This window comes from Azospirillum sp. Marseille-Q6669 (genome assembly GCF_965111635.1).
Window position 1 is genome coordinate 796,193 of sequence record NZ_CBCOOP010000004.1, and the last position, 23,945, is coordinate 820,137.

The 23,945-nt window shown below is 65.8% G+C and carries 23 protein-coding genes and 3 pseudogenes; 13 read left to right on the forward strand and 13 right to left on the reverse strand.

All coding sequences use genetic code 11. The features are described from left to right. Positions 1–6 precede the first annotated feature (6 nt). Genes benB through ACWPXE_RS24980 form a run of 5 tightly spaced genes read right to left on the reverse strand, consistent with a single transcriptional unit; the run spans position 7 to position 4,378 of the window. Complete coding sequence (gene benB / locus ACWPXE_RS24960) at positions 7–531, reverse strand: benzoate 1,2-dioxygenase small subunit (RefSeq protein WP_454019991.1); 525 nt, start codon at positions 529–531, stop codon at positions 7–9. Positions 532–545: 14 nt separating this feature from the next. Next, a complete protein-coding gene (gene benA / locus ACWPXE_RS24965; protein ID WP_454019992.1) occupies positions 546–1,895 on the reverse strand; it encodes a benzoate 1,2-dioxygenase large subunit in 1,350 nt (449 codons plus the stop codon). A gap of 53 nt (positions 1,896–1,948) precedes the next feature. Beyond that, positions 1,949–2,875 carry a catechol 1,2-dioxygenase gene (gene catA, locus ACWPXE_RS24970; protein ID WP_454019993.1) on the reverse strand — a complete coding sequence of 309 codons (927 nt, stop codon included), beginning with the start codon at positions 2,873–2,875 and terminating at the stop codon, positions 1,949–1,951. A 52-nt stretch (positions 2,876–2,927) separates the two neighbouring features. Next, positions 2,928–3,218: a muconolactone Delta-isomerase gene (gene catC, locus ACWPXE_RS24975; protein ID WP_454019994.1), complete on the reverse strand. Its 291-nt coding sequence runs from the start codon at positions 3,216–3,218 to the stop codon at positions 2,928–2,930. Between the two features lie 17 nt (positions 3,219–3,235). Further along, on the reverse strand, positions 3,236–4,378 hold the full coding sequence (locus tag ACWPXE_RS24980; protein ID WP_454019995.1) for a muconate/chloromuconate family cycloisomerase: 1,143 nt from the start codon (positions 4,376–4,378) through the stop codon (positions 3,236–3,238). Positions 4,379–4,551: 173 nt separating this feature from the next. On the opposite strand from ACWPXE_RS24980, the gene ACWPXE_RS24985 reads away from it, so the two are divergent. Continuing rightward, positions 4,552–5,466, forward strand: coding sequence for a LysR family transcriptional regulator (locus ACWPXE_RS24985; RefSeq protein ID WP_454019996.1), 915 nt, complete (start codon positions 4,552–4,554; stop codon positions 5,464–5,466). Between the two features lie 205 nt (positions 5,467–5,671). Here the strand turns inward: ACWPXE_RS24985 and ACWPXE_RS24990 are convergent, their stop codons facing one another. From ACWPXE_RS24990 to ACWPXE_RS25010, 5 genes and pseudogenes are all read right to left on the reverse strand, one after another. Then, complete coding sequence (locus tag ACWPXE_RS24990) at positions 5,672–6,181, reverse strand: plastocyanin/azurin family copper-binding protein (RefSeq protein ID WP_454019997.1); 510 nt, start codon at positions 6,179–6,181, stop codon at positions 5,672–5,674. 1 nt (position 6,182) lies between these two features. Then, entirely contained in the window at positions 6,183–6,596 is a 414-nt protein-coding gene (locus tag ACWPXE_RS24995; protein ID WP_454019998.1) for a DUF5602 domain-containing protein, read from the reverse strand. A 49-nt stretch (positions 6,597–6,645) separates the two neighbouring features. Beyond that, positions 6,646–7,362, reverse strand: a complete 717-nt coding sequence (locus ACWPXE_RS25000; RefSeq protein ID WP_454019999.1) for an RNA polymerase sigma factor — start codon at positions 7,360–7,362, stop codon at positions 6,646–6,648. A gap of 168 nt (positions 7,363–7,530) precedes the next feature. Continuing rightward, a complete protein-coding gene (locus ACWPXE_RS25005; RefSeq protein ID WP_454020000.1) occupies positions 7,531–8,481 on the reverse strand; it encodes an IS630 family transposase in 951 nt (316 codons plus the stop codon). A gap of 227 nt (positions 8,482–8,708) precedes the next feature. After that, a pseudogene (locus tag ACWPXE_RS25010) lies at positions 8,709–9,200 on the reverse strand (transposase); the annotation flags it as partial. A gap of 209 nt (positions 9,201–9,409) precedes the next feature. Between ACWPXE_RS25010 and ACWPXE_RS25015 the strand changes: the two are divergent. The 10 genes and pseudogenes from ACWPXE_RS25015 (at position 9,410) to ACWPXE_RS25060 (ending at position 17,275) form a co-directional block, all read left to right on the forward strand. Beyond that, the gene (locus ACWPXE_RS25015) at positions 9,410–9,802 is read left to right on the forward strand and encodes a GreA/GreB family elongation factor (RefSeq protein ID WP_454020001.1); all 393 of its coding nucleotides are present in this window, start codon (positions 9,410–9,412) and stop codon (positions 9,800–9,802) included. Between the two features lie 33 nt (positions 9,803–9,835). Continuing rightward, positions 9,836–10,273 carry a nucleoside diphosphate kinase regulator gene (gene rnk / locus ACWPXE_RS25020; protein ID WP_454020002.1) on the forward strand — a complete coding sequence of 146 codons (438 nt, stop codon included), beginning with the start codon at positions 9,836–9,838 and terminating at the stop codon, positions 10,271–10,273. 89 nt (positions 10,274–10,362) lie between these two features. After that, the gene (locus tag ACWPXE_RS25025) at positions 10,363–11,187 is read left to right on the forward strand and encodes a pseudouridine synthase (protein ID WP_454020003.1); all 825 of its coding nucleotides are present in this window, start codon (positions 10,363–10,365) and stop codon (positions 11,185–11,187) included. Positions 11,188–11,553: 366 nt separating this feature from the next. After that, the gene (locus ACWPXE_RS25030) at positions 11,554–11,778 is read left to right on the forward strand and encodes a hypothetical protein (protein WP_454020004.1); all 225 of its coding nucleotides are present in this window, start codon (positions 11,554–11,556) and stop codon (positions 11,776–11,778) included. A gap of 75 nt (positions 11,779–11,853) precedes the next feature. After that, entirely contained in the window at positions 11,854–12,246 is a 393-nt protein-coding gene (rnk, locus tag ACWPXE_RS25035) for a nucleoside diphosphate kinase regulator (protein ID WP_454020005.1), read from the forward strand. Between the two features lie 76 nt (positions 12,247–12,322). Continuing rightward, positions 12,323–12,594, forward strand: a pseudogene (locus ACWPXE_RS25040) (transposase); the annotation flags it as partial. Between the two features lie 15 nt (positions 12,595–12,609). Then, the gene (locus tag ACWPXE_RS25045) at positions 12,610–12,852 is read left to right on the forward strand and encodes an integrase core domain-containing protein (protein WP_454020006.1); all 243 of its coding nucleotides are present in this window, start codon (positions 12,610–12,612) and stop codon (positions 12,850–12,852) included. Positions 12,853–13,472: 620 nt separating this feature from the next. After that, complete coding sequence (locus ACWPXE_RS25050) at positions 13,473–14,093, forward strand: (2Fe-2S)-binding protein (RefSeq protein WP_454020007.1); 621 nt, start codon at positions 13,473–13,475, stop codon at positions 14,091–14,093. 3 nt (positions 14,094–14,096) lie between these two features. Further along, positions 14,097–15,098 carry an FAD binding domain-containing protein gene (locus tag ACWPXE_RS25055; RefSeq protein ID WP_454020008.1) on the forward strand — a complete coding sequence of 334 codons (1,002 nt, stop codon included), beginning with the start codon at positions 14,097–14,099 and terminating at the stop codon, positions 15,096–15,098. Next, positions 15,095–17,275 carry a xanthine dehydrogenase family protein molybdopterin-binding subunit gene (locus tag ACWPXE_RS25060; RefSeq protein WP_454020009.1) on the forward strand — a complete coding sequence of 727 codons (2,181 nt, stop codon included), beginning with the start codon at positions 15,095–15,097 and terminating at the stop codon, positions 17,273–17,275. The genes ACWPXE_RS25055 and ACWPXE_RS25060 overlap by 4 nt, the downstream gene beginning before the upstream one ends. Before the next feature lie 555 nt (positions 17,276–17,830). Here the strand turns inward: ACWPXE_RS25060 and ACWPXE_RS25065 are convergent. Both ACWPXE_RS25065 and ACWPXE_RS25070 read right to left on the reverse strand, forming a co-directional pair. Continuing rightward, positions 17,831–18,301, reverse strand: a pseudogene (locus tag ACWPXE_RS25065) (transposase); the annotation flags it as partial. Between the two features lie 62 nt (positions 18,302–18,363). Next, entirely contained in the window at positions 18,364–19,980 is a 1,617-nt protein-coding gene (locus tag ACWPXE_RS25070) for an ISL3 family transposase (RefSeq protein WP_454020010.1), read from the reverse strand. Between the two features lie 658 nt (positions 19,981–20,638). Here ACWPXE_RS25070 and ACWPXE_RS25075 point away from each other — a divergent pair. Continuing rightward, a complete protein-coding gene (locus ACWPXE_RS25075; protein WP_454020011.1) occupies positions 20,639–21,760 on the forward strand; it encodes a hypothetical protein in 1,122 nt (373 codons plus the stop codon). Here ACWPXE_RS25075 and ACWPXE_RS25080 read toward each other — a convergent pair. After that, positions 21,745–22,647, reverse strand: a complete 903-nt coding sequence (locus ACWPXE_RS25080) for a LysR family transcriptional regulator (RefSeq protein WP_454020012.1) — start codon at positions 22,645–22,647, stop codon at positions 21,745–21,747. The genes ACWPXE_RS25075 and ACWPXE_RS25080 overlap by 16 nt on opposite strands. Positions 22,648–22,829: 182 nt before the next feature. On the opposite strand from ACWPXE_RS25080, the gene ACWPXE_RS25085 reads away from it, so the two are divergent. Next, positions 22,830–23,822 carry an MBL fold metallo-hydrolase gene (locus ACWPXE_RS25085; protein WP_454020013.1) on the forward strand — a complete coding sequence of 331 codons (993 nt, stop codon included), beginning with the start codon at positions 22,830–22,832 and terminating at the stop codon, positions 23,820–23,822. Positions 23,823–23,945: the final 123 nt, after the last annotated feature.

Sequence of the window (23,945 nt, forward strand, 5' to 3'; positions counted from 1 at the left end):
AACGGATCAGACGTGATAGATGTCGATGACGTGATGGATGTAGTCGTTCTTAAGGACGACTTTCTTGTTCTTGATCAGCGGCGCCTTGCTCGAAACATCAAGCGTGTAGAACGAGGTGCCGAAGTAGATATCCGTGGTCTTGTAGCGGTGGTTCAGCGTGAACCAATTGAAGCGCAGCTTGACCGTGCCGCCCTGCCGCTCCAGAACCTCGACGTTGCTGATGTTGTGCGAGGTGCGCGGCTCGGGCAGGCTGGTGGCGCTCGACCGCTCGGTCTTGATGCGGAACACCCGGTCCTCCAGGCCGCCGCGATTGGCGTAGTAGATCAGCGAGATTTCGCGGTGAGGGTCGGCCACCAGGGTGCCGTCGTCGTCCCAGGCCGGCATCCAGAACTCGGCGTCCGGCGCGTAGAGGGTCAGCCACTCGTCCCATTGCTTGTCGTCGAGCAGACGCGCCTCGCGGTGGAGGAAGGCCAGGAGGGTCTCATAGGAGACGGTCGCGGGGGCAACGCTGGTCATTTCGGAAACAGTCATGGCGCAATCCTCCTTCAGGACGTCTTGTCCGCGTTGGCCGCCACGGCCTTGCGCATCGTGTCCTGCCAATGCTGGTGCTGCACGACGAACAGCCCCTCGTCCTCGGTCTTGACGCCGCTCATCAGCGGCTTGAGGCCGATCGTTTCCGCATTGGCGTCGGCACCCATGACCCAGTGGGCGGCACCGCGGGTCATGTCGTTCCACGCCGCCGCGCTGCCCATGTAGCCGATCTGGCAGGACCGGAACTCCTCCAGGTCGTCCGGCGTCGCCATACCGCTGGCGTTGAAGAAGTCCTCATACTGGCGGATGCGCCGGGCGCGCGCCGCAGCACTCTCGTTCTTCGGCGCGATGCAGTAGATCGTCACCTCGGTCTTATCGACGCTGATCGGCCGGTAAGTGCGGATCTGCGAACCGAACTGGTCCATCAGGTACACATTGGGGTAGAGGCACAGGTTGCGCGAGATGCCGATCATCCAGTCCGCCCGCGCCTCGCCATGCTGCGCGACCAACTCGGCGCGGCGCTCGTAAAGCGGACGGTCCTCCGGATTCGACCAGCGGCTCCACAGCAGCAGGTGGCCGTTCTCGAAGGAGTAGAAGCCGCCGCCCTGCTTGGCCCAACCGCCCGCGTCCATGGCACGCGTCGTGTCGGGGATGGCGGCGGTCTTGCGACGGCCGGTTGTCGCGGCGTAGTTCCAGTGGACCGCGCTGACATGATAGCCATCGGCGCCGTTTTCGGTCTGGAGCTTCCAGTTGCCGTCGTAGACATAGGTGGAGGAACCGCGCAGCACCTCCAGCCCGTCCGGCGACTGATCGACGATCAGATCGATGATCTTCGCCGCCTCGCCCAGATGTTCGACCAGCGGCGGGACGTCCGGGTTGAGGCTGCCGAACAGGAAGCCACGGTAGGATTCGAAGCGCGGAACCGTCTTCAGGTCGTGCGAGCCGTCCTTGTTGAAGGACTCCGGATATCCGGCACCCTCCGGGTCCTTCACCTTCAGCAGCTTGCCGGAGTTGTTGAAGGTCCAGCCGTGGAAGGGGCAGGTGTAAGTCGCCTTGTTGGCCCGCTTGTGCCGGCACAGCATGGCGCCGCGATGGCTGCAGGCGTTGATGAAGGCGTTCAGGTCTCCGCTCTTGTTGCGCGCGATGAAGATCGGCTGCCGACCCATGTGGGTCGTGAAATAGTCGTTCTTGTTCGGGATCTGGCTTTCATGGGCCAGATAAATCCAGTTGCCCTCGAAGATGTTCTTCATCTCCAGTTCGAACAGCTCGGGATCGGTGAAGATGTCGCGCTTGCAGCGGTACAGGCCGCGCTCCTTGTCCTCGACGACCGCACCCTCGATCCGTTCCATCAGGTCGATGGCCATGGCGTAACCTCCTCTTGCGTTCCGGCTCTTGCGCTCCGGGTGTGCGGATTGGCTCAGGCCACTTCGGCCTCGGCTGCGGCGCGGGGGCGCTCGATCAGGCCGCTGGGTAGACCTTCGACGGCGTGGGGAAGCGTGAAGTCGAAGGCGATCGCGGCGAACGGCCGGTCCACGCCCTTCTCGCGCCGCGAAGCTTCGTCGGCATGCCGCACCACGTCGGGGACGAGGCCGTCACGGGTGGCGAAGGCGAAGTCGTCGTTGACATACGGATCGTCCTGGATGTTGATCTGCGTGGTGAGTGTCCGGAACCCAGGCGCCGACACGAAGAAGTGGATGTGCGCCGGGCGCCGGCCATGACGGCCAAGCAGGGTCAGCAGTCGCTGCGTCGGGCCGTTCGGCGGACAGCCGTAGCCCGAGGGCATGATGCTGCGGAAGCGGTAGCACCCATCGGCATCGGTCACGATGGTGCGGCGCAGGTTGAACGGGCTCTGCGACGTGTCGAAGAACGAGTAGTTGCCGTAGGAGTCGGCGTGCCAGACTTCGACCTGGGCTCCGGCGATGGGGTTGCCCTGCGTGTCGGTGACCCGGCCGTTCATGAACAGGGGCTCACCGTTGTCGGTGCCGTCGTCCAGGCGCGCTTCGCCCCGGCAGACCGGGGCTCCGGCGACGTAGAGCGGCCCTTCGATGGTGCGCGGCGTGCCGCCTTCCATGCCGGCGGCCTGCTCCTTCTCATCGAGCCGCAGGTCCAGGAAGTGGTCGAAACCGAGGCCCGGCGCCAGCAGCGCGGATTCGTTGGCCTTGCCGAGTTCGGACAGGTAGTTGACCGCCGACCAGAACTCCTCGGGCGTGACGTCGAAGTCCTCGATCACGTTGAACAGGTCGAGCACGATGCGGTCCACGATGGCCTTGACGCGCTCGTTCGCGGGGCCGCTTTGCGTGGCGGCGATGCGACCGGCGACGTTCTTGATCTGTGCCTTGTTCATGGGTTTCCTCCCTAGCGTGTGTGGTTGTGCGTTCGGGTGCCCGGCAGCGGGGCTACCGGTCGTCTTCGTGGATGGAGGAGGGATGGCGGCAAAGGGCCGTGACCTTGACCGCCATGTACGGAAAGAGCGGCAGCGAGGTGAGAAGTTCGTGCAGTTCGTCGGCGCTGCGCACGTCGAAGATGCTGGTGTTGGCGTAGCGCCCGGCGACGCGCCAGAGGTGGCGCCAGATGCCGTCGCGCTGAAGCTGCTGCGCGCGCGCGCGCTCGATCCGCTTCAGCTCCTGAGCGACGTCCGGCGCCATATCCGGCGGCAGTCGGACATCCATTTCGACTTGAAAGAGCATGGGTTGCCTCTTTGGGATTAAGCGCTGTAAGTCCGCGTCGCGACGCGGTCCCGGCGGAAGAAGGCGACGCGGTCCTCATCCAACTCGATGCCGAGGCCGGGCTTGCGCGGCACCTTCAGCGCGAAGTCGCCGTAGGACAGCGGCTCGACGAGGATTTCCTCGGTCAGCAGGAGGGGGCCGAAAAGTTCGGTGCCCCAGGCGAGCCGGGGGAAGGTTGCGAAAAGGTGGGCCGACGCGATGGTGCCGATGCCCGCCTCCAGCATGGTGCCGCCGTAGAGCCCGATGCCGGCGGCGTCGGCGATGGCGGCGACGCGGCCGGCGGCGCGGGGGCCGCCCGACGGCGCGATCTTGACCGCGAACACCTCCGCGGCGCCACGGCAGGCGATGTCGAACGCATCCTCAGGCCCGTGCAGGGTCTCGTCGGCCATGATCGGGACGGCAGACCGCATCGCGAGCCGCGCCAGCCCGGCGCGATTGCTCCGCGCGATGGGCTGCTCGACCAGATCGACCCCGGCATCCTCCAGCATCGCGAGCCCGCGGCTCGCGCTGGCCTCGTCCCAGGCCTGGTTGACATCGACGCGCACGCTCGCCCGGTCGCCGAGCGCCTTCTTGATCGCAGCCACATGGGCCACGTCGGCGACGATGGCGCGCTTGCCGATCTTCAGCTTGAAGATGTTGTGCCGGCGGGAGCTGAGCATCTGCTCCGCCTCGTCGATGTCCTTGCCGGTGTCGCCGCTGGCAAGCGTCCAGGCGACCGGCAGTTCGTCGCGGAGTCGCCCGCCCAGCAGTTCGGAAACCGGCAGCCCGACGCGCTTGCCCATGGCATCGAGAAGCGCCGTCTCGACCGCCGACTTGGCGAAGTGGTTGCCGACCACGAACCGGTCGATGGCCGCCATCGCCGAGGCTGCCTGAAGGGCGTCGCAGGTCCGCAGGAGGGGTGCGATGTAGGTATCGATCGCCAGCTTGATGCCTTCCGGGCTCTCGTCGCCGTAGCTCAAGCCCCCGATCGTGGTGCCCTCGCCGATGCCGACGACTCCGTCGGAACAGCGGATGCGAACGACCACGATGGTCTGGCGATGCATCGTCGCCATTGAGAGAACATGCGGCCGAATGGTGGGGAGATCGACCAGAAAGGTCTCGATCTCTTCGATCTGTGCCATGAGCTTATTGCTCCCATAGCGGAATGTTTCTGCACTGACTGTTGGGTAACGAATACGGCTTGCTTAACGGGAAGTAAAAGACCATGTTTGTCTGAGTTCATACCCACCGGGTATGGACGGGCGGGTGCCCGAGAAAGGTCAGGGATCGCCGCGTCAGCAGCCGGAGGTGCCCCTTGGAACTCCGCCACCTGCGTTACTTCGTGGCCGTCGCGAGCGAGCAGAGCTTCACGCGTGCGGCTGAGAAGCTGCACATCGCGCAGCCGCCGCTCAGCCGCCAGATTCAGCAGCTCGAAGAAGAGCTCGGGCTTGTGCTGATCGACCGGGACAGCCGGCCGCTGCGTCTCACCGATGCCGGGCGCCTCATGCACGAACAGGCGGTCCAGGTTCTGGAGCGCGTCGACGAGATCCGGGCGATGGCCAAGCGCCTGCGTACGGCCGGGCGTGACCGGTTCGCCATCGGCTTCGTCACTTCGACGCTCTACGGTGGCTTGCCCGAGGTGATCCGCCGCTACCGGGCCGCACGGCCGGAGGTCGAGCTGACACTGCTCGAAATGACCACCATTGAGCAGGTGGCGGCGCTGAAGGAGGGGCGCATCGATGTCGGCTTCGGTCGCATCGCCCTGGACGACCCCACGGTGGACCAACGGCTCCTGAGGAACGAGGCGCTGGTGGTGGCATTGCCAACCGGCCATCCCCTCGCTACCCACGAGGATCCGCTGTGCCTGGACGACCTTGCCGGAGAAGGGCTGGTCGTCTTCCCAAAGGCTCCGCGACCGAGCTTCGCCGACATGGTGCTGTCACTCTTTCGTGAACGCGGGCTGCGGCCGGGCGCCGTGCACGAAGTGCGCGAGCTGCAAACCGCGCTGGGGCTTGTCGTGGCCGGTGAAGGGGTCTCCTTGGTGCCGGCGTCCGCGCAGCGGCTGCGGCGCGATGACATTGTCTACAGGCCGCTTCACGGGAACAAAGCGGTCGCGCCGGTGATCATGAGCCACCGGGCAAAGGATGGCTCGCCGGAAATCGGTATTTTGCTGGATCTCATCTACGATATGTACCAAGCGTATGGCATCCAGCATGAGCCGCGGCGCTGACCAGACGGTTCTGTTATGTGTATCTTTGGTTCTTTGATTGCGGGTACGGGAGGTAAGCCCTCGAAAGAGGCGTTGGTGCATTGAGGTCCGCGCAGGCACACTGATGCCAACCAGGACCCTTGATCAGGCCCTGCGGACGGAGTCCGGGCGTGCTTCCATGCCGATCAGGGGTCCCTATCTCAAGCCGATTGACAAAGACTCTGCCTTATCGGTCGATGCGCACGATTCCGCGGCGGACGATCTCCTCCACCGACGGGAGCAGCAGCCGCGCCGGCTCCGGCAGCGTGGCCGCGGACGAGCCACCTTGCGGACGGCCGACGACGAGGCGTCCGACCATGCCAGCTTCCTCGTGCGGAAGGCAGAAATAGTCGTAGACGCCCCCCACAATGAGGCGCAGCTCAAAGCTCTGGTCCGGCAGCAAATAGTCGGAGTGCCACGGCGTCGCCCCTTCCGGGATGCGCAACGGGTGGCCGTCGTTCACCGGGTGGTAGGCGGTGCTGGTGTGCGAATTACCGGGATCGGCGTTGATCCAACGGATCGTCTGGCCGGGCTCGACCAGCACGCCGATTGGATCGAACCACACCTTCGAGCCGTCGGCGTTGCCGCGCATGTGGATCTCCACAGCCCCTTCGGCCCCTGCTGGTGGAAGCGGGCCGAGCAGCGCCAGGCCGGCGGCCCAGCCGCCGGCCTGCAGCACGGTGCGTCGCGTGATCATGTTACTTCGCCACGCGCGCCTCGTCGGCCTCGGCGATATGCCAGAGGACGACGTGGTAATGTGGCTTCTCCACGCCTGGATGGCCGGCGTTGAAGTACATGTCGACATGGTCGACCTTGCCGCCGGAGGTCTTCAGGTTGTCGAGCTTCTTCTGCGCCTGGATGTCCTCGACTGGAACCATGTAAATGGTGCTGGCCAGCCGCCCGTCGCGGTCGTAGGCCAGGAAGGGGCCGACCGGAAGCGTCTTCGGGTCGACATAGAGCGTGCCCATGCCCGGCAGGAAGTCGGGCAGTTTCACCAGTTCGCCGACCTTCTTGTAAGCGCCGCCGGGTGGAGCCTTGTCCAGGCTTTGCGCCTGTGCGGGTACAGTAGCCATGGCGAAGGCTCCGGCGACCAGGATGGTGCGGATCAGCATGTTTGTCCTCCCTTGATGAGGGCCCGACGCCGGGTCGGACCGATAGGTGTCACTCGCCGTCGGGCGGCGGTGCTGGCAGGTCCAGGCGGTCGAGTACCCGGGCCACGATGCGTGCGCAGCGCTCACCGGCGAACGGGAACACGCCAGCCAAGTCGGGCGCGAGTTGCTGCCGCAGGCTGTGGCCGAGCAGGCGGCGGGCGCGATGCAGGCGGGTTTTCACGGTATCGGGCGGGATGCCGAGGGCAACGGCCGTCTCCTCGACGCTCATCTGCTCGATCTCACGCAGCACGAAGACGATGCGGAACGGGTCCGGAAGTGCATCGATGGCACGCTCCAGCAGGCGCCGCGTCTCGGCGCGGGCGGCGTTCTCTTCGGGCGTCGCGACAGGCTGTTGGCTCCCTGGGAAGGGGATCACCGCGGCGCCCGCCGTTTGACCGTCAGCGCCGCCCTCGTCCAACTCGGTCATGGGCCTCCTCTGCCGCAGCCGCCGCAGCGCCTCGTTGAGGACGATGCGGCCCAGCCAAGTTGCCAAACTGGAATCCTCGCGAAACTGGCCGATGCGCGTGAAGGCCAGGATGTAGGCGTCCTGTACGGCATCTTCGGCCTCGGTGGCATCGCGCAGCACACTGCGTGCCATGCGGAAGAGTCGCTGGTTGTGCCGCTGCATCAGAATGCGGAAGGCGTTGGCGTTACCGCGCCGGATCATTCCGGCCAGTTCGAGGTCGCTGTACACCGTGTGCCGCCCGCTGGCGTTTGCCTGATCCATTCCGCGCTCCCTGTCTTGTGGATTTGATCCACGACGTGGCGATTAGGTTCCCGCGTAGACGGAGTGCCCATTCCGGATAAGAGACGAAGTGGCAAGCCGCCGGCTCCGAAGCCGCTGTCCCATTTGCAACATGGCTCTGGTCGCGGTCGGCCCTAGAGCAGATTCCGATCATTCTGGTTCGTAGCCGGCAGCGGTGAAGAAGGCTCGACTGTCGGTTGGCGTCACGCTGTCGATTGCATCGCGGATGGCATCCGACAGTTCTGGGAGCGTCCTTGCGGCGGCTTTCCTGAGGTTCGCCTTGATCTTCGAGAATGCCATCTCGACGGGGTTGAAGTCGGGGCTGTAGGGCGGCAGGAGTTTCAGAACGGCGCCTGTCCGCTCGATTGCCGCCCGGACGGCCGGAAGCTTGTGGGCGGGCAAGTTGTCCATCACGACGACGTCTCCGTGGCTCAACGTCGGCCCCAGGATCCGCTCGACATAAGCGAGGAAGGCCGCGCCGCCCATGGCGCCGTCGAGCGTCATCGGGGCGGTGATCCCGGACAACCGAAGGGCGCCGACGAAGGTCGTCGTCTTCCAGTGCCCATGGGGAACCGCAGCACGGCAGCGTCCTCCTCGTAACGCGCGGCCATACATCCGGGCCATCTTGGTGGAGGTGCCGCATTCATCGATGAACACCAGGCGCTCCGGGTCCAGGCCTGGCTGGGCGTCGAACCAAGCCTGGCGGCTGGCGGCTATGTCCGCTCGATCCTGTTCGGCAGCGTGCGCCGTCTTTTTTTTCCGCGTTACGCCGTGACGCTGGAAGAACCGGTGCACGCTGCTGGGCAGCGGCCGATACCCCACCGCTGCGTCCAGACGCGCGGCCACCTCCGCCAAGGTCAGGTCGGACTTCTCTTCGATCCAGCCCAGAATGAGGTCCCGGTGCTCGTCGATCCGATGTGAGCGGACATTGCCACCACGCTTGTCCGGAGTCACGTCGCCGCGCGTCCGTGCATGGGCAACCCAGCGGATCGCTGAGGAAACCCCGACTTCGAAGCGTGCCGCGGCTGCCCGACAAGAGGCTCCAGCCGCAACCGCCTCCACCACGCGCCGACGAAGATCGACCGACAGTGCTTTCGCCATCCAGACCGGTCTCCTCCAACCAGTCCGAACCGTGAATCACAACGGCCCATCCTGGGGAATCCCCGATTCAGATGGCCGGCAATCCGTTCTAAGGCTGGAACTCATAAAAGGGGTTTCCAAGGATGGGCGGTCGTAATTCAAGGTTTCCGAAAGGAGACCTTTGTTGGACCGAGACTTTTTCTGGCTGACCGACACGCAGTTTGCGCGGCTTGGGTGGGGAGAGCTCAAGCGCACAGGCTGCGTCCGATCACAACCTTGTACCGGAGCATCGTCACCTCGGCCAAGGAGCGGCGACCGTACTGGACCGCCGTCTGCCAGCCGAGCCGACCACGCCGGTTGATCATCTGGATGTGGCGATCGTGTTGGCTGGGGGGCGCCCCCGGCCGTGTCCCTCGGCACCGCGGTCGCGCCCGGCGGGATGATCACCTCGGCGTCTGGGGCACGCTCGGCAATGGGTCGATAAACGGGCTCGCCATCGTAGGCGCAGTCCGCCAAGTCCGCGCTGGTCGGGGGCTTGATCTGGTCGAGCAACGAGGTGACCAGAGAGGCGTCACCCCCTCGTTGCTCGTCAACTCCGAGGTGAGAACCTCCCCCATAGTGGGGTTGACCGCCAGATGAAGTTTTCTCCAACTTCGGCGCGTCGTGCCGCCGTGCTTTTTCAATTGACAATCACCCTTGCCGAACACCTTCAGCCCCGTGGAGTCGATCACCACGGTCACCACCGGCCTTTTCTGCTCAGGAAGTGCTCGGATCAAAATATCCGTATTAATTCGGATAGCAATTAACTATTTGATCTTACACAAGAAATTTTTTGGAAAGCGAGCCGTGGAACAGGTTCCGTAATGATACGGATGGCGGCGGACGATGTGCGTGGGTGAGAATTCGTCCCGGCCTGCATCGCAGTCGCCGTTCATCCGAGGACGCACCAATGACCGAGGGAGCTGACCGACCGCTGATCTGGATCGGACGTACGGACTATGGCCGTCTGCTGAGGGCAATGGGTCGGCTGGCCGTACAGGCTCCGGATGTATCGGCGCTCCTATCCCGGGAACTGGATCGCGCGATCGTCCGTCGGGAAGGCGATCTGCCCCGGACCATCGTGGGCATGGGCAGCCGAGTGCTGTTTCTCCGCGACGACGACATGCCGTGCGAACGGGGCAAACCGGTGCACCCGGACCAGTCGGCCATAGAAGGCCAGATCAGCCTTGCATCACCTTTGGGCGTGGCCTTGCCCGGCCTCCGGGAGGGAGCCCGCATGCCCTACAGCGATGCCGACGCAACCATGCGCTGGCTGTCGGTCGAGCGCGTTCTGCCAGCCTGAGCCGCTTTCTCTTTCCCCTTGCAGGATCGAATTATGAGCACACCGCCGCGGCCCAGCCGGCTGCCGACCATCACTTTGGCCAACAGCGTTCACGAGCGGCTGTCCGAACTTGCCTTTGCCGCTGGCGACCGGATGCCGGAGGTGGCGGAATATCTGGAACGCGAATTGGAGCGTGCCCGCGTGGTGTCTGATGAGGCTTTGCCGCCGTCAACCGTCACCATCGGTTCGCACGTCACGTTCGTGGATTGCGATACCGAGCAACGGCACAGCGTTACACTGGTGTGGCCTATGGGGGAGGATGTCTCGCACCAACGGCTGTCCGTCATGACGCCGGTGGGTGCAGCTCTGATCGGGCTTCGCGCCGGTCAAAGCATCGGTTGGAAGAACCGCATGGGGACGTGGCGTCGCCTCAAGGTTGAGGCGGTTTCTCAGCTCGACGGCACAGAGGGCGCTGGAAATCAGATTCTCTGATCCCGCCGATCATCCGCGGCTTGGCGCCGGCGTGCCGGAGCCTATGGCATTACGCTGTTCTCCATGATTGAGGCAAGGACGACACCATCATGAAAAGGCCACCCCCATCGTGGGGAGTGGGTGGATTGAGGCGTCCAGATGGCGCCGTCGTCAGCCTGCCTCGCGCCCTGTCAAAACTCGGATTCTGTTCCCGCACGCAAGCCGAGGCTTTGATAGCCGAGGGGCGCGTGCGCGTCGACGGTCGGGTTATCCGCGCCGCGACGGCCCGCGTCGATCCCGGCCGCGCCCGCATCGCCGTCGATGGCGCGCTGGTCGTGGCCGAGCGTAAGGTCTACTTGGCGCTCAACAAGCCGCGGGGCCTTGTCACGACCCGGGATGATCCGCAGGAGCGGGCGACGGTCTACGATTGCCTTGAGGGGCTCGATCTCCCATTTGTTGCGCCTGTGGGGCGTCTCGACAAGGCGAGCGAGGGCCTTCTGCTCCTCACCAACGACACCCGCTGGGCGCAACGCGTCTTGAATCCCGCATCGGACGTCGAAAAGACCTATCACGTCCAGATCGACCGCCTGCCGGACGAAGGCATGCTGGAACGCGTGCAGGCGGGCATGGTGCTTGATGGCGAACGCCTTGTCGCGAAGTCGGCAAGCCTGCTCCGTGCCGGCGCACGCAATGCATGGCTCGAAGTTGTCCTCAGTGAAGGCAAGAACCGCCAGATCCGGCGCCTGCTCGGCGCTGTCGGGGCAAACGTGCTCCGCCTCGTGCGCGTCAATGTGGGCGGAGTGCGGTTGGGCGATCTCGCAAAGGGCTCGGTCCGGCATCTCACGCCGACGGAAAAGGCGATGCTTGATGTTCCAATCCCGACTGTTCCGGCATGTGTGAATGATGTGGTCTCTGTTCCCCGGGCAGTCGACTAGTCCGCTGCCTCGGTCAGGTTCGTCTTACCGACGTCTGGGCGCCCAGGACGATTGGCGCCGACGGCACGGATGCGGACCTCGGTTCCAGTCGGGGAGGGTGCTCCGTCCTGTGGAGCGCCAACGCGAACGGAGAAGCCCGGCAACACCAGCTTGCTACCGGGCCCGGCATCGGCCATGATTGGAGCTGCCATGATGATCGTCGCTCTCCAGAACCGTCCTCTTTTGCGCGCTGGTTGCGTGCATTCAGGCACGTCCGCCCCGGATCTGGACCGCTAGGCAGCGCCACGGTCCAGAACCGGGGCTCCACATTCCCGACATCGCCGCAGCTGGGGAGGACCCGCGTTTCATGCGGGCAATCCCCCTGGCTTGTTCCTGCTGACCGCCGTCGAGGCCGCCATCGCGACCTTGGACGTCAACTTTGGAGGTGATCCGATGATGACGGAGCGTGACGTGACGCCGCCGAACCGCCCTGCTGAAGCCGAAACCCGCACATCGCAGGTCGTGCCGTTCAAACAAAGGCCGCAGCGGCCGGCCGCTTCCCAGCCTCGCCCGCAGAACGGCGGCGATGACACCTCGCCGCCCGCCGCGTGACACGGTCCCTGGCGGGTGGGGATGTCTCCCGCCTCGCCATCAAATTTCCGGGCCCACGTGTGAAAGGATAGAACCATGCCTTCTCCCGACCTGTTTCCGGCTGTCACGCTGTCATCCGACGACTACGTCCGCCTGCTCGGTCTTGCCGCCGCTTCCGCAGCATCGGAACCTGATGTCTCCGACTATCTGGGCGCGGAACTCGAGCGAGCGATGGTGGTACGGTCAGGCGAGGTCATGCCGACCGTGGTTGCGATGAACGCGCATGTCACCTTTCGCAACGAGGCGACCGGACGGGTTCGGACCGTTACCCTCGTCTATCCCTCGGAGGCCGATTTGGCCGCAGGAAAGGTGTCTGTCCTGACACCGATCGGCGCCGCGCTCATCGGTGTCGCCGAAGGGCACTCGATCTGCTGGTACACGCGTTCGGGCGAGGCCAAGACGCTGACCGTGCTGGAGGTGGAAAAATGAGGGCGCAGCGTTCCTTGACCTGCTCCCCTGAAACTCCTCCACCCTGAGTTAGAGTCCGTCGAGCAAGGAGACGGACATGAAGAAGAGCCGGTTCAGCGAGGAACAGATCATTGGAATCCTGCGCGAGCAGGAAGCTGGCAGGCCAACGGCGGAGGTCTGCCGGCGGAGGTCTGCCGCAAGCACGGGATCAGCGAGGCGACGTTCTTCCGGTGGAAGGCGAAGTAGGGCGGTCTGGAGGTGTCGGAAGCCAAGCGGCTGAAGACGCTGGAGGACGAGAACGCCCGCCTGAAGCGTCTGCTGGCGGAGGCGATGCTCGACAACGCGGTGCTCAAGGATCTCGCTGCAAAATAATTGGCCGGCGGTGTGCGTATCGGACAACGGCGCGACGAGTGCCTCAACGAGACGCTGTTCACCTCGCTCGTCCATGCCCGTGCCGTCCTGGCGGCGTGGCACAGCGATGACAACCACGGCCGACCGCATTCCGGCCTCGGCGCCGCCACACCGATCGAGGTCGCCACGCGGATGTCGCCGAAAGCGGGGCTGGGGCATGCCCCGGTTGCCATCAACGCCCGGTCAGGGCATCACATGAGAGGACTCCCACTCTGAGCGGAGGAAACTTGGGGAGCAGGTCACCGGTTCCAGCGTCATCAGCCTGATCCACCCAAAGTGCGCGAGAACCGAAACGGGGACCCGTTCAGAAGAAATCGCCAGCTACAGGCGGCCAGTCCGCAGCGCGACCCCGAAGCCGCAGTGGTCATTCCATCAGGTGCTACCGCCGTTTCCACCGGGCTTTCCGGAGGCCATTCGGGGTGAGCCACGCCGCCATGCGGTGCTGTGTGCCACATCAGCCCTTCCTGATGGGCCTGGTAGACGGTTCTTGCGGTGGATCGGAAGCCGAGAGCGCGCGCCAGCGAACCGTCGACATGAAGATACCATGGATGTGAGAGAGGGGCGGAGTTCGCAGCCATTCCCGTGTCCAGCAAACCCGCAAGCTCGAAGATGCTCGGCGCCTGAGTTGCGCCGCCTGAATTGTCTCGTGAGCACCCGTCGGCATGGCCCGCATCGCCAGCCTCATCTGATTGCACAGAACAGCTTACCAGCCTGATCAGGATGAGACGCCTTATTCTATCGGCCCTCGCGAACCACTCTCAATGACCTGCGATCCCAAGGCGCCCGTCCGACCCACGGCCGGCGGCCAACATGGTGCAATCATCAAGGGAGTTCCGATGCCGGACCCGCAAGACAGGCAACCTTTCGACCTCACCCGCCGGCAGGTTCTGGAGGCCGGGACCATCGTCACGTTGACGGGAACGATGCTGCCCGCCGCCGGGCTCGCCCAGCACGCCGGTCCGCAACCCTCACCGGAGAACGGCATGACGCTCCATGTGTCCTTCCGCGTCAACGGCCGCCCGATGGCGTTGGACATCGATGCCCGGGCGTCCCTGCTGGACCTGCTGCGCGAGCGGCTGGGCCTCGTCGGCGCGAAGAAGGGCTGCGACCACGGTCAATGCGGCGCCTGCACGGTCCATCTGGACGGCCGCCGGGTCGCCTCCTGCCTGACCATGGCCGCCAAGGCCGATGGCCGCGACGTGACCACCATCGAAGGCATCGCCGGGGCGAACGGTCTTCATCCCATGCAGCAGGCCTTCATCGATCACGACGCCCTGCAATGCGGATACTGCACGCCCGGCCAGATCATGGCCGCGATCGCCTGCGTCAAGGAGGGACACGCGTCGACGCCGGAGCAGATCAAGGAATACATGAGCGGAAACATCTGCCGCTGCGGCGCCTATGTCGGCATCGTCGCGGCGATCGAACAGGCCGCTCCCCAGATCGAGAGGAGCTGAGCCATGAAGCCCTTGTCCTACGTTCAGGTCCGAACGGCCCGTGAGGCGATCGAGGCCTTCGTCGCGGCCGGCGAAAGCGCCCGCTACATCGCCGGCGGCACCAATCTCTACGACCTGATGAAGCTCGGCATCGAGAAGCCGGCGCATCTGATCGACATCGCCGACCTCGATGGCGCCAACCGCATCGACACCGACGGCGACCGGCTGTTTTTCGGTGGTGCTGCGCTGATGGCGGACGTCGCCGAGCACCCGGTCGTGCGCGACGATTATCCGGTGCTGGCGGAGAGCCTGTCGAAGGCGGCCTCCCAGCAGCTGCGCAACATGGCGACCGTCGGCGGCAACCTGCTGCAGCGGACGCGCTGCCCCTATTTCCGGAACGGCGCGAACGGCGCCTACCCGTGCAACAAGCGGGAACCGGGCTCCGGCTGCGCCGCCGTCGGCGGGCTGGACCGGTCCCAGGCCGTGCTGGGGGCGAGCGCGGCGTGCAACGCCGTGTCGCCTGGGGACTGGCCCGTCGCGCTGATGGCGATGGATGCCGCGATTGAGCTGCAGGGGCTCGACGGAACGCGGGTGATCCCGATCTCCGAACTCTACCGGCCGCCCAGCCGGACGCCTCACCTCGAATTCACCATCGGCTGCGAGGAGATCGTCACCGGCATTTCGGTGCCGAAGACCGCCGCCGGTCGGACTTCCACCTATCTGAAGGTGCGCGACCGCGAATCCTACGCTTTCGCGCTGGTGTCCGCCGCGGTGGCGCTGGAGATGGACGGCGATCGCGTGCGGCAGGCGCATGTGGCGCTCGGCGGGGTGGCCACCGTGCCCTGGCGCGCGCGTCCCGCCGAGGCTCTCCTGCGCGGTGAAACCCTGGATCGGGAGCGGGCGCTGGAGGCCGCCAGGGCGGCGTTCGCCGAGGCCCGGGCCGGCCGCCACAACGCCTTCAAGATCGAACTCGGCGCGCGGACCCTTGCCGACGCCATCATCAACGCCGGGAGCAAGAGCCAATGACGCCGAACCGCAACGTGGACCGTCCCAGGATCGACGCCCATGAGAAGGTGCTCGGCCGTGCCCTGTACGCCGCCGACCAGCCCTTTCCCGGGCTGCTTCACGCGATGACCGTGCCCGCGACGATCGCCAAGGGGCGGATCCTGTCCATCGACACGGCGGCGGCCCTGCAGGTTCCGGGCGTCGTGCGTGTCTTCACCCATGATGATTTTTCGCAGATCCGGACGACGCCCGCAGCCCGCGGCGCCTATGGGCGGCCGGGAAAGGGCTACCAGCCCATGACCGCCCCACAGGTCCGCCACCGGGGTGAACCGGTCGCCCTGGTGGTCGCCGAGACGCTGGAGGCGGCGGTCGAAGGCGCCGAAGCCGTGACGGTGCGCTACGCCGGGGAACCCTTCAGCGCGCGGATGGACGATGACCTTGCGAGCCCCGAGCCGGAAGCCGCCGGCCAGCTCGCGCCCGGCGATGCCGAGGCCGCCTTCGCCAACGCCGCGCACGTTGTCGACGTGGAGTATCGGCATCCCCAGCAGCATCACAATCCCATCGAGCTGATCTCGACCACCGCCGCCTTCGAGGACGGCACGTTGCGGATTTACGAGGGAACGCAGTCCGCCGCGGCCTTTGCCGGCGGTCTGGCCGGCATGATGGGGATGGAGCCGCAGGCGCTGCGCGGCGTGAGCCCCTACACGGGCGGAGGGTTCGGCCAGAAGAACGGCGTTCAGGAACAGAGCGTGCTGGTGGCGAGCGCCGCCCTGCTCCTGCGCCGCCCGGTCAAGCTCGTCATGCCGCGGGGCCAGCTGTTCCACACGGCGTCCTACCGCCCGCAAAGCCGGCATCGCGTCCGGCTCGCCGCGGACGGTGACGGCCGTCTGCTCGCCGGCATTTATGAAACGGTGCAGCAGAACAGCCGGTATGACGGCTTCGGCAGCGATCACGGCGCCACTCCGCCGCGCATGTACGGGTATGGCGCGTGGCGGGGAAGCGAGCGCATCGTCCGGGTCGACACCCAGACCCCCGGGCACCAGCGCGCCCCGCACGAGCATCCGGCCAGCCACGCCACCGAATGCGCGCTCGACGAACTCGCCGGGGCGCTCGGCATGGATCCCGTCGCGCTGCGCCTCGCCAACGACACCCAGCGTGACCCGATCACCGGCAAACCCTTCTCGTCCCGCCATCTTGCGGACTGCCTGAGGCGCGGGGCCGCGCGGTTCGGCTGGGAGCGATGGACGAACCAGCCGGGCGCCCTGGTCGCCGGAAACGGCGACCGCATCGGCCTCGGCGTCGCCTGCGGCAGCTACAAGGCGGCGATGACGCCCTCCGTCACCACGCTTCGGCTCTCCGCCGGCGGCCAATGCCGGATCGCGACGTCCGGTCACGAGATGGGACAGGGGATACGCAGCGTCATCGCCGCCGAGTTGATCGACGTCCTCGGCGTCGACCCCGATAAGCTCGACATCCGGATCGGAGACACCAGTTACGCCCCCCAGCACCTCACCGCGGGCTCCTGGGGTGCGGGGAGTGCCGCCCCGGCGGCGCGGGCCGCCGCCCTGAAGCTGCGCGAGGAGCTGGCCCGATTGACCGGAGCGGCGTTGTCGGACGAGCCCGTTCATGTCCAGCTTGCCCGGACCCGGCGCCCTTATCTGGAGGTGTCGGTCGACACCGTGCCGCTCGGCAAGGACCGGCAGGCGATCGAGCAGCTGCGCCGGGGCATGCCGGTGCCGACCGGGCCCGAATACCCCAACTTCCTGGCCTTCAGCTGGATCGCGCATTTCGCCGAAGTCCATGTCGAGCCGTCGACGGGTCGCGTGCGGGTCCGACGGGTCGTCAGCGTCGCCGATTGCGGACGGGTGATGAACCGCCGCACCGCGGAAAGCCAGGTCCGGGGCGGCGTGGTCTGGGGCATCGGCGCCGCCCTGCGCGAGGCCGCCGAATGCGATCCCCGGTTCGGCGGCGTTCTCAACAACGACCTTGCCGACTATGTCGTGCCGGTCAACGCCGACATCGGCGCCATCGACGTCGACTTCATCGACGAGCCGGACAGCCGGCTCAACCTGTCGGGCGTCAAAGGGCTCGGCGAAGTGGCCATGGTCGGCGCGGCGGCGGCCATCGTCAACGCCGTCCACAACGCGACCGGGAAGAGAATCCGGCATCTGCCGATCCGGATCGAGGACCTGCTCTAGCCCGGATCATTCATCAGTGTTTTGGAACGTCAGCCCGAAGGCGTGTCGATGGGTGGCGCCAAGGGCGCGGGATGACGGGGCTGGAGGGTTGCGGGGTCAGGTTCGTTCGGGGGCACGTCGCCCCGGCATTCACGGCGGCAGCTTGACGGTACGGGCGGCCAGCCCCGTCAGGCTCTCCTGGTAGGAGAAGCTGCTCGGCAGAGACACCTTGACGCGCGTCACCATCTCGGTGACCCGTGCCGCCACCTTGATGAGGCCGAGGCGCAGCGTGTCGAACTGGGGAACGACGCCTTCAGCGCCAAGCTGCGCAAGGTGTGCAGCAGCCAGCAGGCGGCGGTGTGGATGAGCAACCGGAACTGGTTCGCCGTCGCCTTGCTGCAGGAGGTCCGATCGGAAGCGAGGTGCAGCTTGTGGGCCTTGATGAGGTTCTCCATCTGCGCCACGGGCGCAGTAGATTGTCTCGTACAGCGCCTTGGGCGTGCCGGTCAGGTTGGTGACGATGAAGCGCGTGTCGGTGCCCTGGGCCGACGCCTCGATCCGGGCGATGATGTGCATCGGCAGGAAGCAGCGCCCGTCGTAATAGGCGTGGAAGAGGGACAACTGCTGGGCGCCGTGGACGCGGTCCTCGGTGTCGTCGATGTCCAGCACGATGCGTCGCGGCACCGTGGCGAAGCTGTCGCAGAACAGGTCCACCATGGCCGCCATCATGCGCTTGAGCGCCACCGGGCTGGGCAGGTTCTCCAGGGTCGGCTGCGAGCAAAGGTCGCCTCCGCTCTCGGGAAGTCGGCCGACCGCCATCTTGAAAGCGGGGTCGCTGCGCAGGGCGTCGCAGTCGTTGGCATCCGGGTAGCCGGCGGCGATCAGCAAGGCGCGGAAGCGGATCATCTCCGCCAGCGTGTGCTGGACGCGCTCGGGAGCGCGCGGGTCCTCGATGCAGCGCGCCAGACGCTCGCAGACGCCAAGCCGCCGATCGATCTCGGCCAGCAGCAGGACGCCGACGTCGGAGGTGAGACGGCCGCCATCGAAGGGTTCTTCCGCATTTCTGGTGCAAGACAGCCGCCGGTAGCTTCGCTTCTCGGGCAACAACTTTATGCGGCGGCCAACACTCGGCTTCGCAGCAGGTCGTGCTTCGCTCGGCCGTACATTTGCCGCTTCAGCCCTTTCAGCCGGTTGATCTGCCCTTCGACCGGGCTGGTACTCCACGATTCGGTGAAGGCGGCGCGAACCGCCGCTTCGTCCCGCATCAAGCCGTTCGCAAAGCCGCGCAACGTGCTGTCGCGCGCGGCGGCGATCCAGGCGTCGAACCCATCGGCCCGGCGCTCCTGGAGCAAGCCCGTGAAGGCCTTGGCCAAGTCCGCCGCCTGCACGAGATCCAGGGCGGTGGTGGCCAGACCGGCCACGAAGGCGCTCTCCTCTGGCGTGAGGTGCTCGGCCGCCTGGGTCAGCAGCCACGCACACCGCCGACCCGAGGGCGGTTTCCAGGCGGCGGTGATCGTCGCTTCCATGACGGCCGCGACGACGGGCTCACGGGCCGGGTCGCGGGTGCGCTGTCCGTAAGCCCACCGCCCGACGGTCTGGACACTGGCGGTGCAGCCTTGCTCCTTCAGTTCCCGATGAAGCTGGACGGCGTTGTGGCACCCCTCCCGCCAGCGGCGCTCCAGGTACGCCCGAAAGCCGTCGAGCACCGTTGGCCCACGGGGACGTGCATGTTCCGGGGCGCCATCGGCGGCGAGCCAGCGTTCGACGGAACGGCGGCTCATCCCCAGTACCGGAGCGATCAGCTTGGGCGGCACCCCTTGGTCGCGCAGACGCCGGATTTCCGCGAAGCGCTCCTCGCGGTGGTGCCGGTTGGCTTGCCGGGTCCGCTCCAGTTTGGTCCCGGAAACGGCCAATTCGTCCGGCGGTGCGGCCCTCTCGACCGCCCCGGCGATGCCGCGGGCGGCGTGGCGGATCGCACGGCGATGCCGATTGGCCACCGTGCGCAGGGCGTCGCCAAGGTTGCGCAACAGATGCCAGCGGTCACAAACCTGCTTCGCCTGCGGAGCGCCCTGGCGGATCCCGTCGGCGAAGACGCCGGCCCGATCCCGGGCGACGATCTCAACACCGGGGTGCCGGCGCAGCCACGCGGCCACGCTGTCCGCTTGGCGGTCCGGCAGCAGGTCCAGCACCCGGTTGTGTTCCAGATCGACGAGGATCGTGCCGTAACGCAGACCGCGGCGCCAGGCCCACTCATCCACGCCGACCACGCGCGGCGGCGGATACGCCGCGATCGGGGCGGCGCGGATCAGGCGCAGAAGCGTGTCGCCGCTGACCGGCATGGCGAGGCGACCCGCCAGGCGCGATCCGGGCTCGCCGCCCAGAGCCAGCCCGACCTCCCGTTGCGCCTGGGCCAGACGGGGCGTGCGTCGGGCCTTGGGCCGAGCAACCTCGGGCAGGCGCTCGGTGAAGATGCGGCGCCGGCACGTGGTGACCGAACAGCGGAACCGACGTGCAAAAACCTGGAGTTCCGCACGTTTGCCCTGCCAGGGCAGATCGGCGAGCCTGCGCACATAGGTGCTGTGAACGCGAGCGGACATGTGGCCGCACAACGGGCAGATGGACTCCCTTGCCGTCGGCTTGACGACAAGAACAATGCGGTCTGCGGTTGGGAGAAGCTGAACAACGGAGAGACCGGTCGGAAGAACCGCGTGGGGATCGAAAGGCAACGGTTACCCGGAGGCTGGAGAGTGCTGCGGCCATCTATATGAGCATGCGGTGACGATATGGCATCTCCATCCGCAGCACGGTGAGTGAACTTGACCGTCGCATAAAGTTGTTGCCCGAGAAGCGAAGCTACCGGCGGCTGTCTTGCACCAGAAATGCGGAAGAACCCATTTGAGGTGAGATGGCCGCCATCGAACGCAGCGATAACCAGCTTGCCGACAACCGGTGACAAGACGGGCAGAGCCCAGGTGCTTTCGGCTATCGCGGGCGTGAACTCCGTTGATCCGTGGTGAGACTGCTTCAGCACCAAAATCATACACGAACTCAGCGGCTTAACCTCGCACCCGCCACTTCAAATTCAGCTCTGGTGAATTATCTGGGTTGGCGTCCGCTCCGGTCCGTGGCCGGCGGCCGTGATGACGGCACGGCGCCGTTTGTCACGGCCGCGCGGTCCACCCAATGGAGTGGACCGCCGGCCATCGGATCAACCATGCCCTGAGATATCATCCCGTGCAAAATTGCTGGGGTCGCGGACGTGTTTGATCCCAACTGGAGGCAATTCTTCTTCCGCCGTTTTCATCGGGACATCACCCTGTTGTCGCGGCTGTCTTCCCGGCTGGACGACGCCTTGCAGCATTTTGCAGTGGAAGGATGGACAGCATGGCGGACCAGTCGATAAAATTCTCCTACGAGTACGGGAAATACAAATATTTCGAATTTTCCGGAAACAACAACAAGGTGGATGTCGAGTTCTCCTGGGACTCCCCGAAAACCGATCCGTCGGGAAAGCCGATGCCGAAGAAGGTGATCGATCTTTTCAACAAGAATGTGCGCGAGGCCATTCAGGAGTTGATGAAGACCGAAGAGAAGACGGTCGCCGAAATAAAGAAGCAGATCCAGGCGTGGGATCAAAAGATCGACAAGCACGAGATCGACGGCCGCAACCTGTTTTTGTTCATGAACACGATCAACGATACCATGGAGCAGCGGGCCGCCGACCGCTTCGGGGGAATCGTCGGCGGCATCGCGACGGTCATGAAGCTGATCGTGAAGAAGGCCTTTGCCGGCCTCGACGCGGCCGTGCGCAAGATGCTCGAAGACATGAAGTGGAAGGTCTACGCCAAGACGGTGGGAAAGATCGTTCTCGCCCTGACGGCGACCGCCCTCGCCATCACGGCCACGGTGCTGACCGGGGGTGCTGCGCTGCCGCTGGTCGTGGCGGGCGCCAAGATCACGCTCGACGTGGTCAAGGAAGGGAAGGCGGCCTACGACAGTTTCAACGATGGCGCGGACGAGGTGGTCGCTCTGCAAAGCGCCGTGAAGAAACACAGGGCCAGCGCGCAGGAGGCGATGAAGGCGGTCGAGCGGGCCGAAAGCCGACGCTACCTCATGGCGGAGTCGGTGAACAAGCTGGAGCGGCAGCTTAGCGCGGCGGAGGCCAAATACGCGGACGTGGAGCGGATCCTCAACCAGAAGAAGATCGACGGGATCACCATCACCGCGGATTCCACTCTCCTGGGTCTGGTCAACAAGGTGAAGCGGTACAAGGATCTGATCGACCGCCTCACCCCGCTGCTGAACGCGGCCCGCGCCGACCTGAAGCGCCTGGACGCGCTGATCGACGGAGCGCGGCGGGCGTTCGACCCGTCCACCTACGACGCGATTCCAAACGCCGACTGGAAGACGATCCTCAAGAAATACGCGGACGAGTACGGCGCGACGGTCAAGACGCTGGGTGATTTGGGCTCCAGCATCGCGACCGTCGTTCAGAAGCTGGCCTGATCCCCGGACCGCCAGTCGTAGCCCTTCATGTGATCGAGGAAGGCCCGCATGGCCGCGCTCGGAAGGCGGCGGTTCGGGTAATACAGAAACCAGTGCGGCAAGGTGGGGCTCCACTCCGGGAAAAGCTCCACCAGCCGACCGTCCCGGACATGGGGTTTCGCATAGTCGTCCAGGACGTGGGCAATGCCCCGGCCGGCCAGGGCGGCCTGAAGCTCGTTGTGCACCGTGCTGACCGTCAGGCGTCCGGCGGGCGTCACCTCCAGCGCGTCGCTCCCGCGGGCGAAGCGCCATGTGACGAGGGTCCCGCCGGGGAATCTCCGCCTGATGCAGTCGTGGTAGACCAGGGCATGCGGCGTCACCGGCAGCCCATGCCGCGCGATGTAATCCGGCGACGCGACGATCGCGTATCGGAGCGATGGCCCGAACGGGACCGCGATCATGTCTTGCGCCAACTGCTTGCCGAAACGGACGCCGGCATCGAAGCCCTGCTCCACGATGTCGATCACCGCGGCATCGCTGATGATCTCGATCTTCACCTCGGGGTAGGCGTCCATGAAGTCGAAGACCAGCGGACAGAGGAGATGATCGACGGCGGGCGCCGGCGCGTTGATCCGCAGCGTTCCCGATGGGCTGTCCCTCAATTCGCCGACCTCGGCGATCGCAAGCTGGATATCGCTCAGCGCCGGGGCCAAGCGATCGAGGAGGCGCTGCCCGGCCTCTGTCGGCGATACGCTCCTCGTCGTCCGATTGAGCAGCCGGATGCCGAGAGCCTCCTCCAGGGCGTTCATCGTCTGGCTCAAGGCCGATGACGAGACGCCCCGTTCGAGCGCCGCCGCGCGGAAGCCGCCACAGCGCACGATCGCCGCGAACACATCGAAGCTGTCCAAGCGAATTGGGCTCATTGCGAAGCAGGCCTAATCAAGCCGATCACATTTGACGAGCTTATCAGCGCAATCTTGCCGTGTCATGGTCGATCTGCGGTTGATCGTCGCGCCCGGATCGCCGTCCGTCACCGGTCCCCCCGGTCCCGTGGCTGGAAGCGGGGCGCCCCATTCGGGAGGAAACACCGATGAATGCCCTCACTCTGAACCGACGCAGGATCATGCTGTCCGCGGTCGTCGGCGCCTCGACCCTGTTCGTTCCCGGTGGTGGTGGCGCGTCTGCGCAGCCGACGCCAACGCCGACGCCCGCGACCGGCAACGCCGGCCACTACCGTTTCCGGGTCGGCGACATCAGCGCGACGGTGTTGAGCGATGGCGTGATCGGCGGTCCGCCCCGCGTCTACGCGAGCGACGCGCCCGAAGCGGAGCTTCAGGAGGTGCTGCGGCGCGCCTTCCTGCCGACGGACCACATGACGTTGAATCTGAACACCCTTCTGATCGATACCGGCGGACGGCGCATCCTCGTCGAGGCCGGCGCGGGCGCGACGATGGGGCCGAACGGCGGGCGGATTTTTCAGAACCTCGCGTCGATCGGGCTCGGTCCCGCGGACATCGACGCCATCGTGATCTCGCACACCCATCCCGACCATGTCGGCAATCTCAGGACCGCGAACGGCGGCCGGGCGTTCCCCCGGGCCACCGTCTTCGTGCCGAGGGCGGACTGGGATTTCTTCGTCCGCAACGATCCGGATCTGTCCTACATGCCCGTTCCGCAGGATTTCCGCCTGCGCTTCGCCGCCGCGATCAAGAGCAGCCTCGAACCGGTCAGGGAGGATGTTGAGCTTTATGAAGCCGGTGCCGAGATCGTGCCGGGGCTCACGACGATCGTCGCCTCCGGCCACACGCCGGGCATGGCGACCTTCCTCGTCCACTCCGGAAACGACCAGCTGCTGCTCACCGCCGACCTCGCCTACCACCCGGTCGTCAACGTCGACAACCCCTGGCGTCCCGGACCCGATCGCGACAAGGACACCGCGCTCGCCTCCCGCCGTCGCATCTTCGACCGGGCCGCCGCCGACCGTATTCCCGTGCTGGGTTTCCATTTTCCGTTTCCGGGCCTCGGCCGGATGCTCAAGACCGACGGCGGGTACGCCTGGGTCCCCGCGACCTGGCAATTTTGAGATCCGCCTATGAGACGCCCCGGCTCCTACACCACGCTCAGGGACGTGACCTTGCCGAGCAGGGCCGTCAGCGCATCCTCAATCTTCTCCGGCTGATGCAGCCGGACAACCTTGCTATCCCAG

Coding starts and splice junctions, on each gene's coding strand:
- benB (WP_454019991.1), bottom strand. CDS start 531: ATGACTGTTTCCGAAATGACCAGCGTTGCCCCCGCGACCGTCTCCTAT.
- benA (WP_454019992.1), bottom strand. CDS start 1,895: ATGGCCATCGACCTGATGGAACGGATCGAGGGTGCGGTCGTCGAGGAC.
- catA (WP_454019993.1), bottom strand. CDS start 2,875: ATGAACAAGGCACAGATCAAGAACGTCGCCGGTCGCATCGCCGCCACG.
- catC (WP_454019994.1), bottom strand. CDS start 3,218: ATGCTCTTTCAAGTCGAAATGGATGTCCGACTGCCGCCGGATATGGCG.
- ACWPXE_RS24980 (WP_454019995.1), bottom strand. CDS start 4,378: ATGGCACAGATCGAAGAGATCGAGACCTTTCTGGTCGATCTCCCCACC.
- ACWPXE_RS24990 (WP_454019997.1), bottom strand. CDS start 6,181: ATGATCACGCGACGCACCGTGCTGCAGGCCGGCGGCTGGGCCGCCGGC.
- ACWPXE_RS24995 (WP_454019998.1), bottom strand. CDS start 6,596: ATGCTGATCCGCACCATCCTGGTCGCCGGAGCCTTCGCCATGGCTACT.
- ACWPXE_RS25000 (WP_454019999.1), bottom strand. CDS start 7,362: ATGGATCAGGCAAACGCCAGCGGGCGGCACACGGTGTACAGCGACCTC.
- ACWPXE_RS25005 (WP_454020000.1), bottom strand. CDS start 8,481: ATGGCGAAAGCACTGTCGGTCGATCTTCGTCGGCGCGTGGTGGAGGCG.
- ACWPXE_RS25015 (WP_454020001.1), top strand. CDS start 9,410: ATGACCGAGGGAGCTGACCGACCGCTGATCTGGATCGGACGTACGGAC.
- rnk (WP_454020002.1), top strand. CDS start 9,836: ATGAGCACACCGCCGCGGCCCAGCCGGCTGCCGACCATCACTTTGGCC.
- ACWPXE_RS25025 (WP_454020003.1), top strand. CDS start 10,363: ATGAAAAGGCCACCCCCATCGTGGGGAGTGGGTGGATTGAGGCGTCCA.
- rnk (WP_454020005.1), top strand. CDS start 11,854: ATGCCTTCTCCCGACCTGTTTCCGGCTGTCACGCTGTCATCCGACGAC.
- ACWPXE_RS25050 (WP_454020007.1), top strand. CDS start 13,473: ATGCCGGACCCGCAAGACAGGCAACCTTTCGACCTCACCCGCCGGCAG.
- ACWPXE_RS25055 (WP_454020008.1), top strand. CDS start 14,097: ATGAAGCCCTTGTCCTACGTTCAGGTCCGAACGGCCCGTGAGGCGATC.
- ACWPXE_RS25060 (WP_454020009.1), top strand. CDS start 15,095: ATGACGCCGAACCGCAACGTGGACCGTCCCAGGATCGACGCCCATGAG.
- ACWPXE_RS25075 (WP_454020011.1), top strand. CDS start 20,639: ATGGCGGACCAGTCGATAAAATTCTCCTACGAGTACGGGAAATACAAA.
- ACWPXE_RS25085 (WP_454020013.1), top strand. CDS start 22,830: ATGAATGCCCTCACTCTGAACCGACGCAGGATCATGCTGTCCGCGGTC.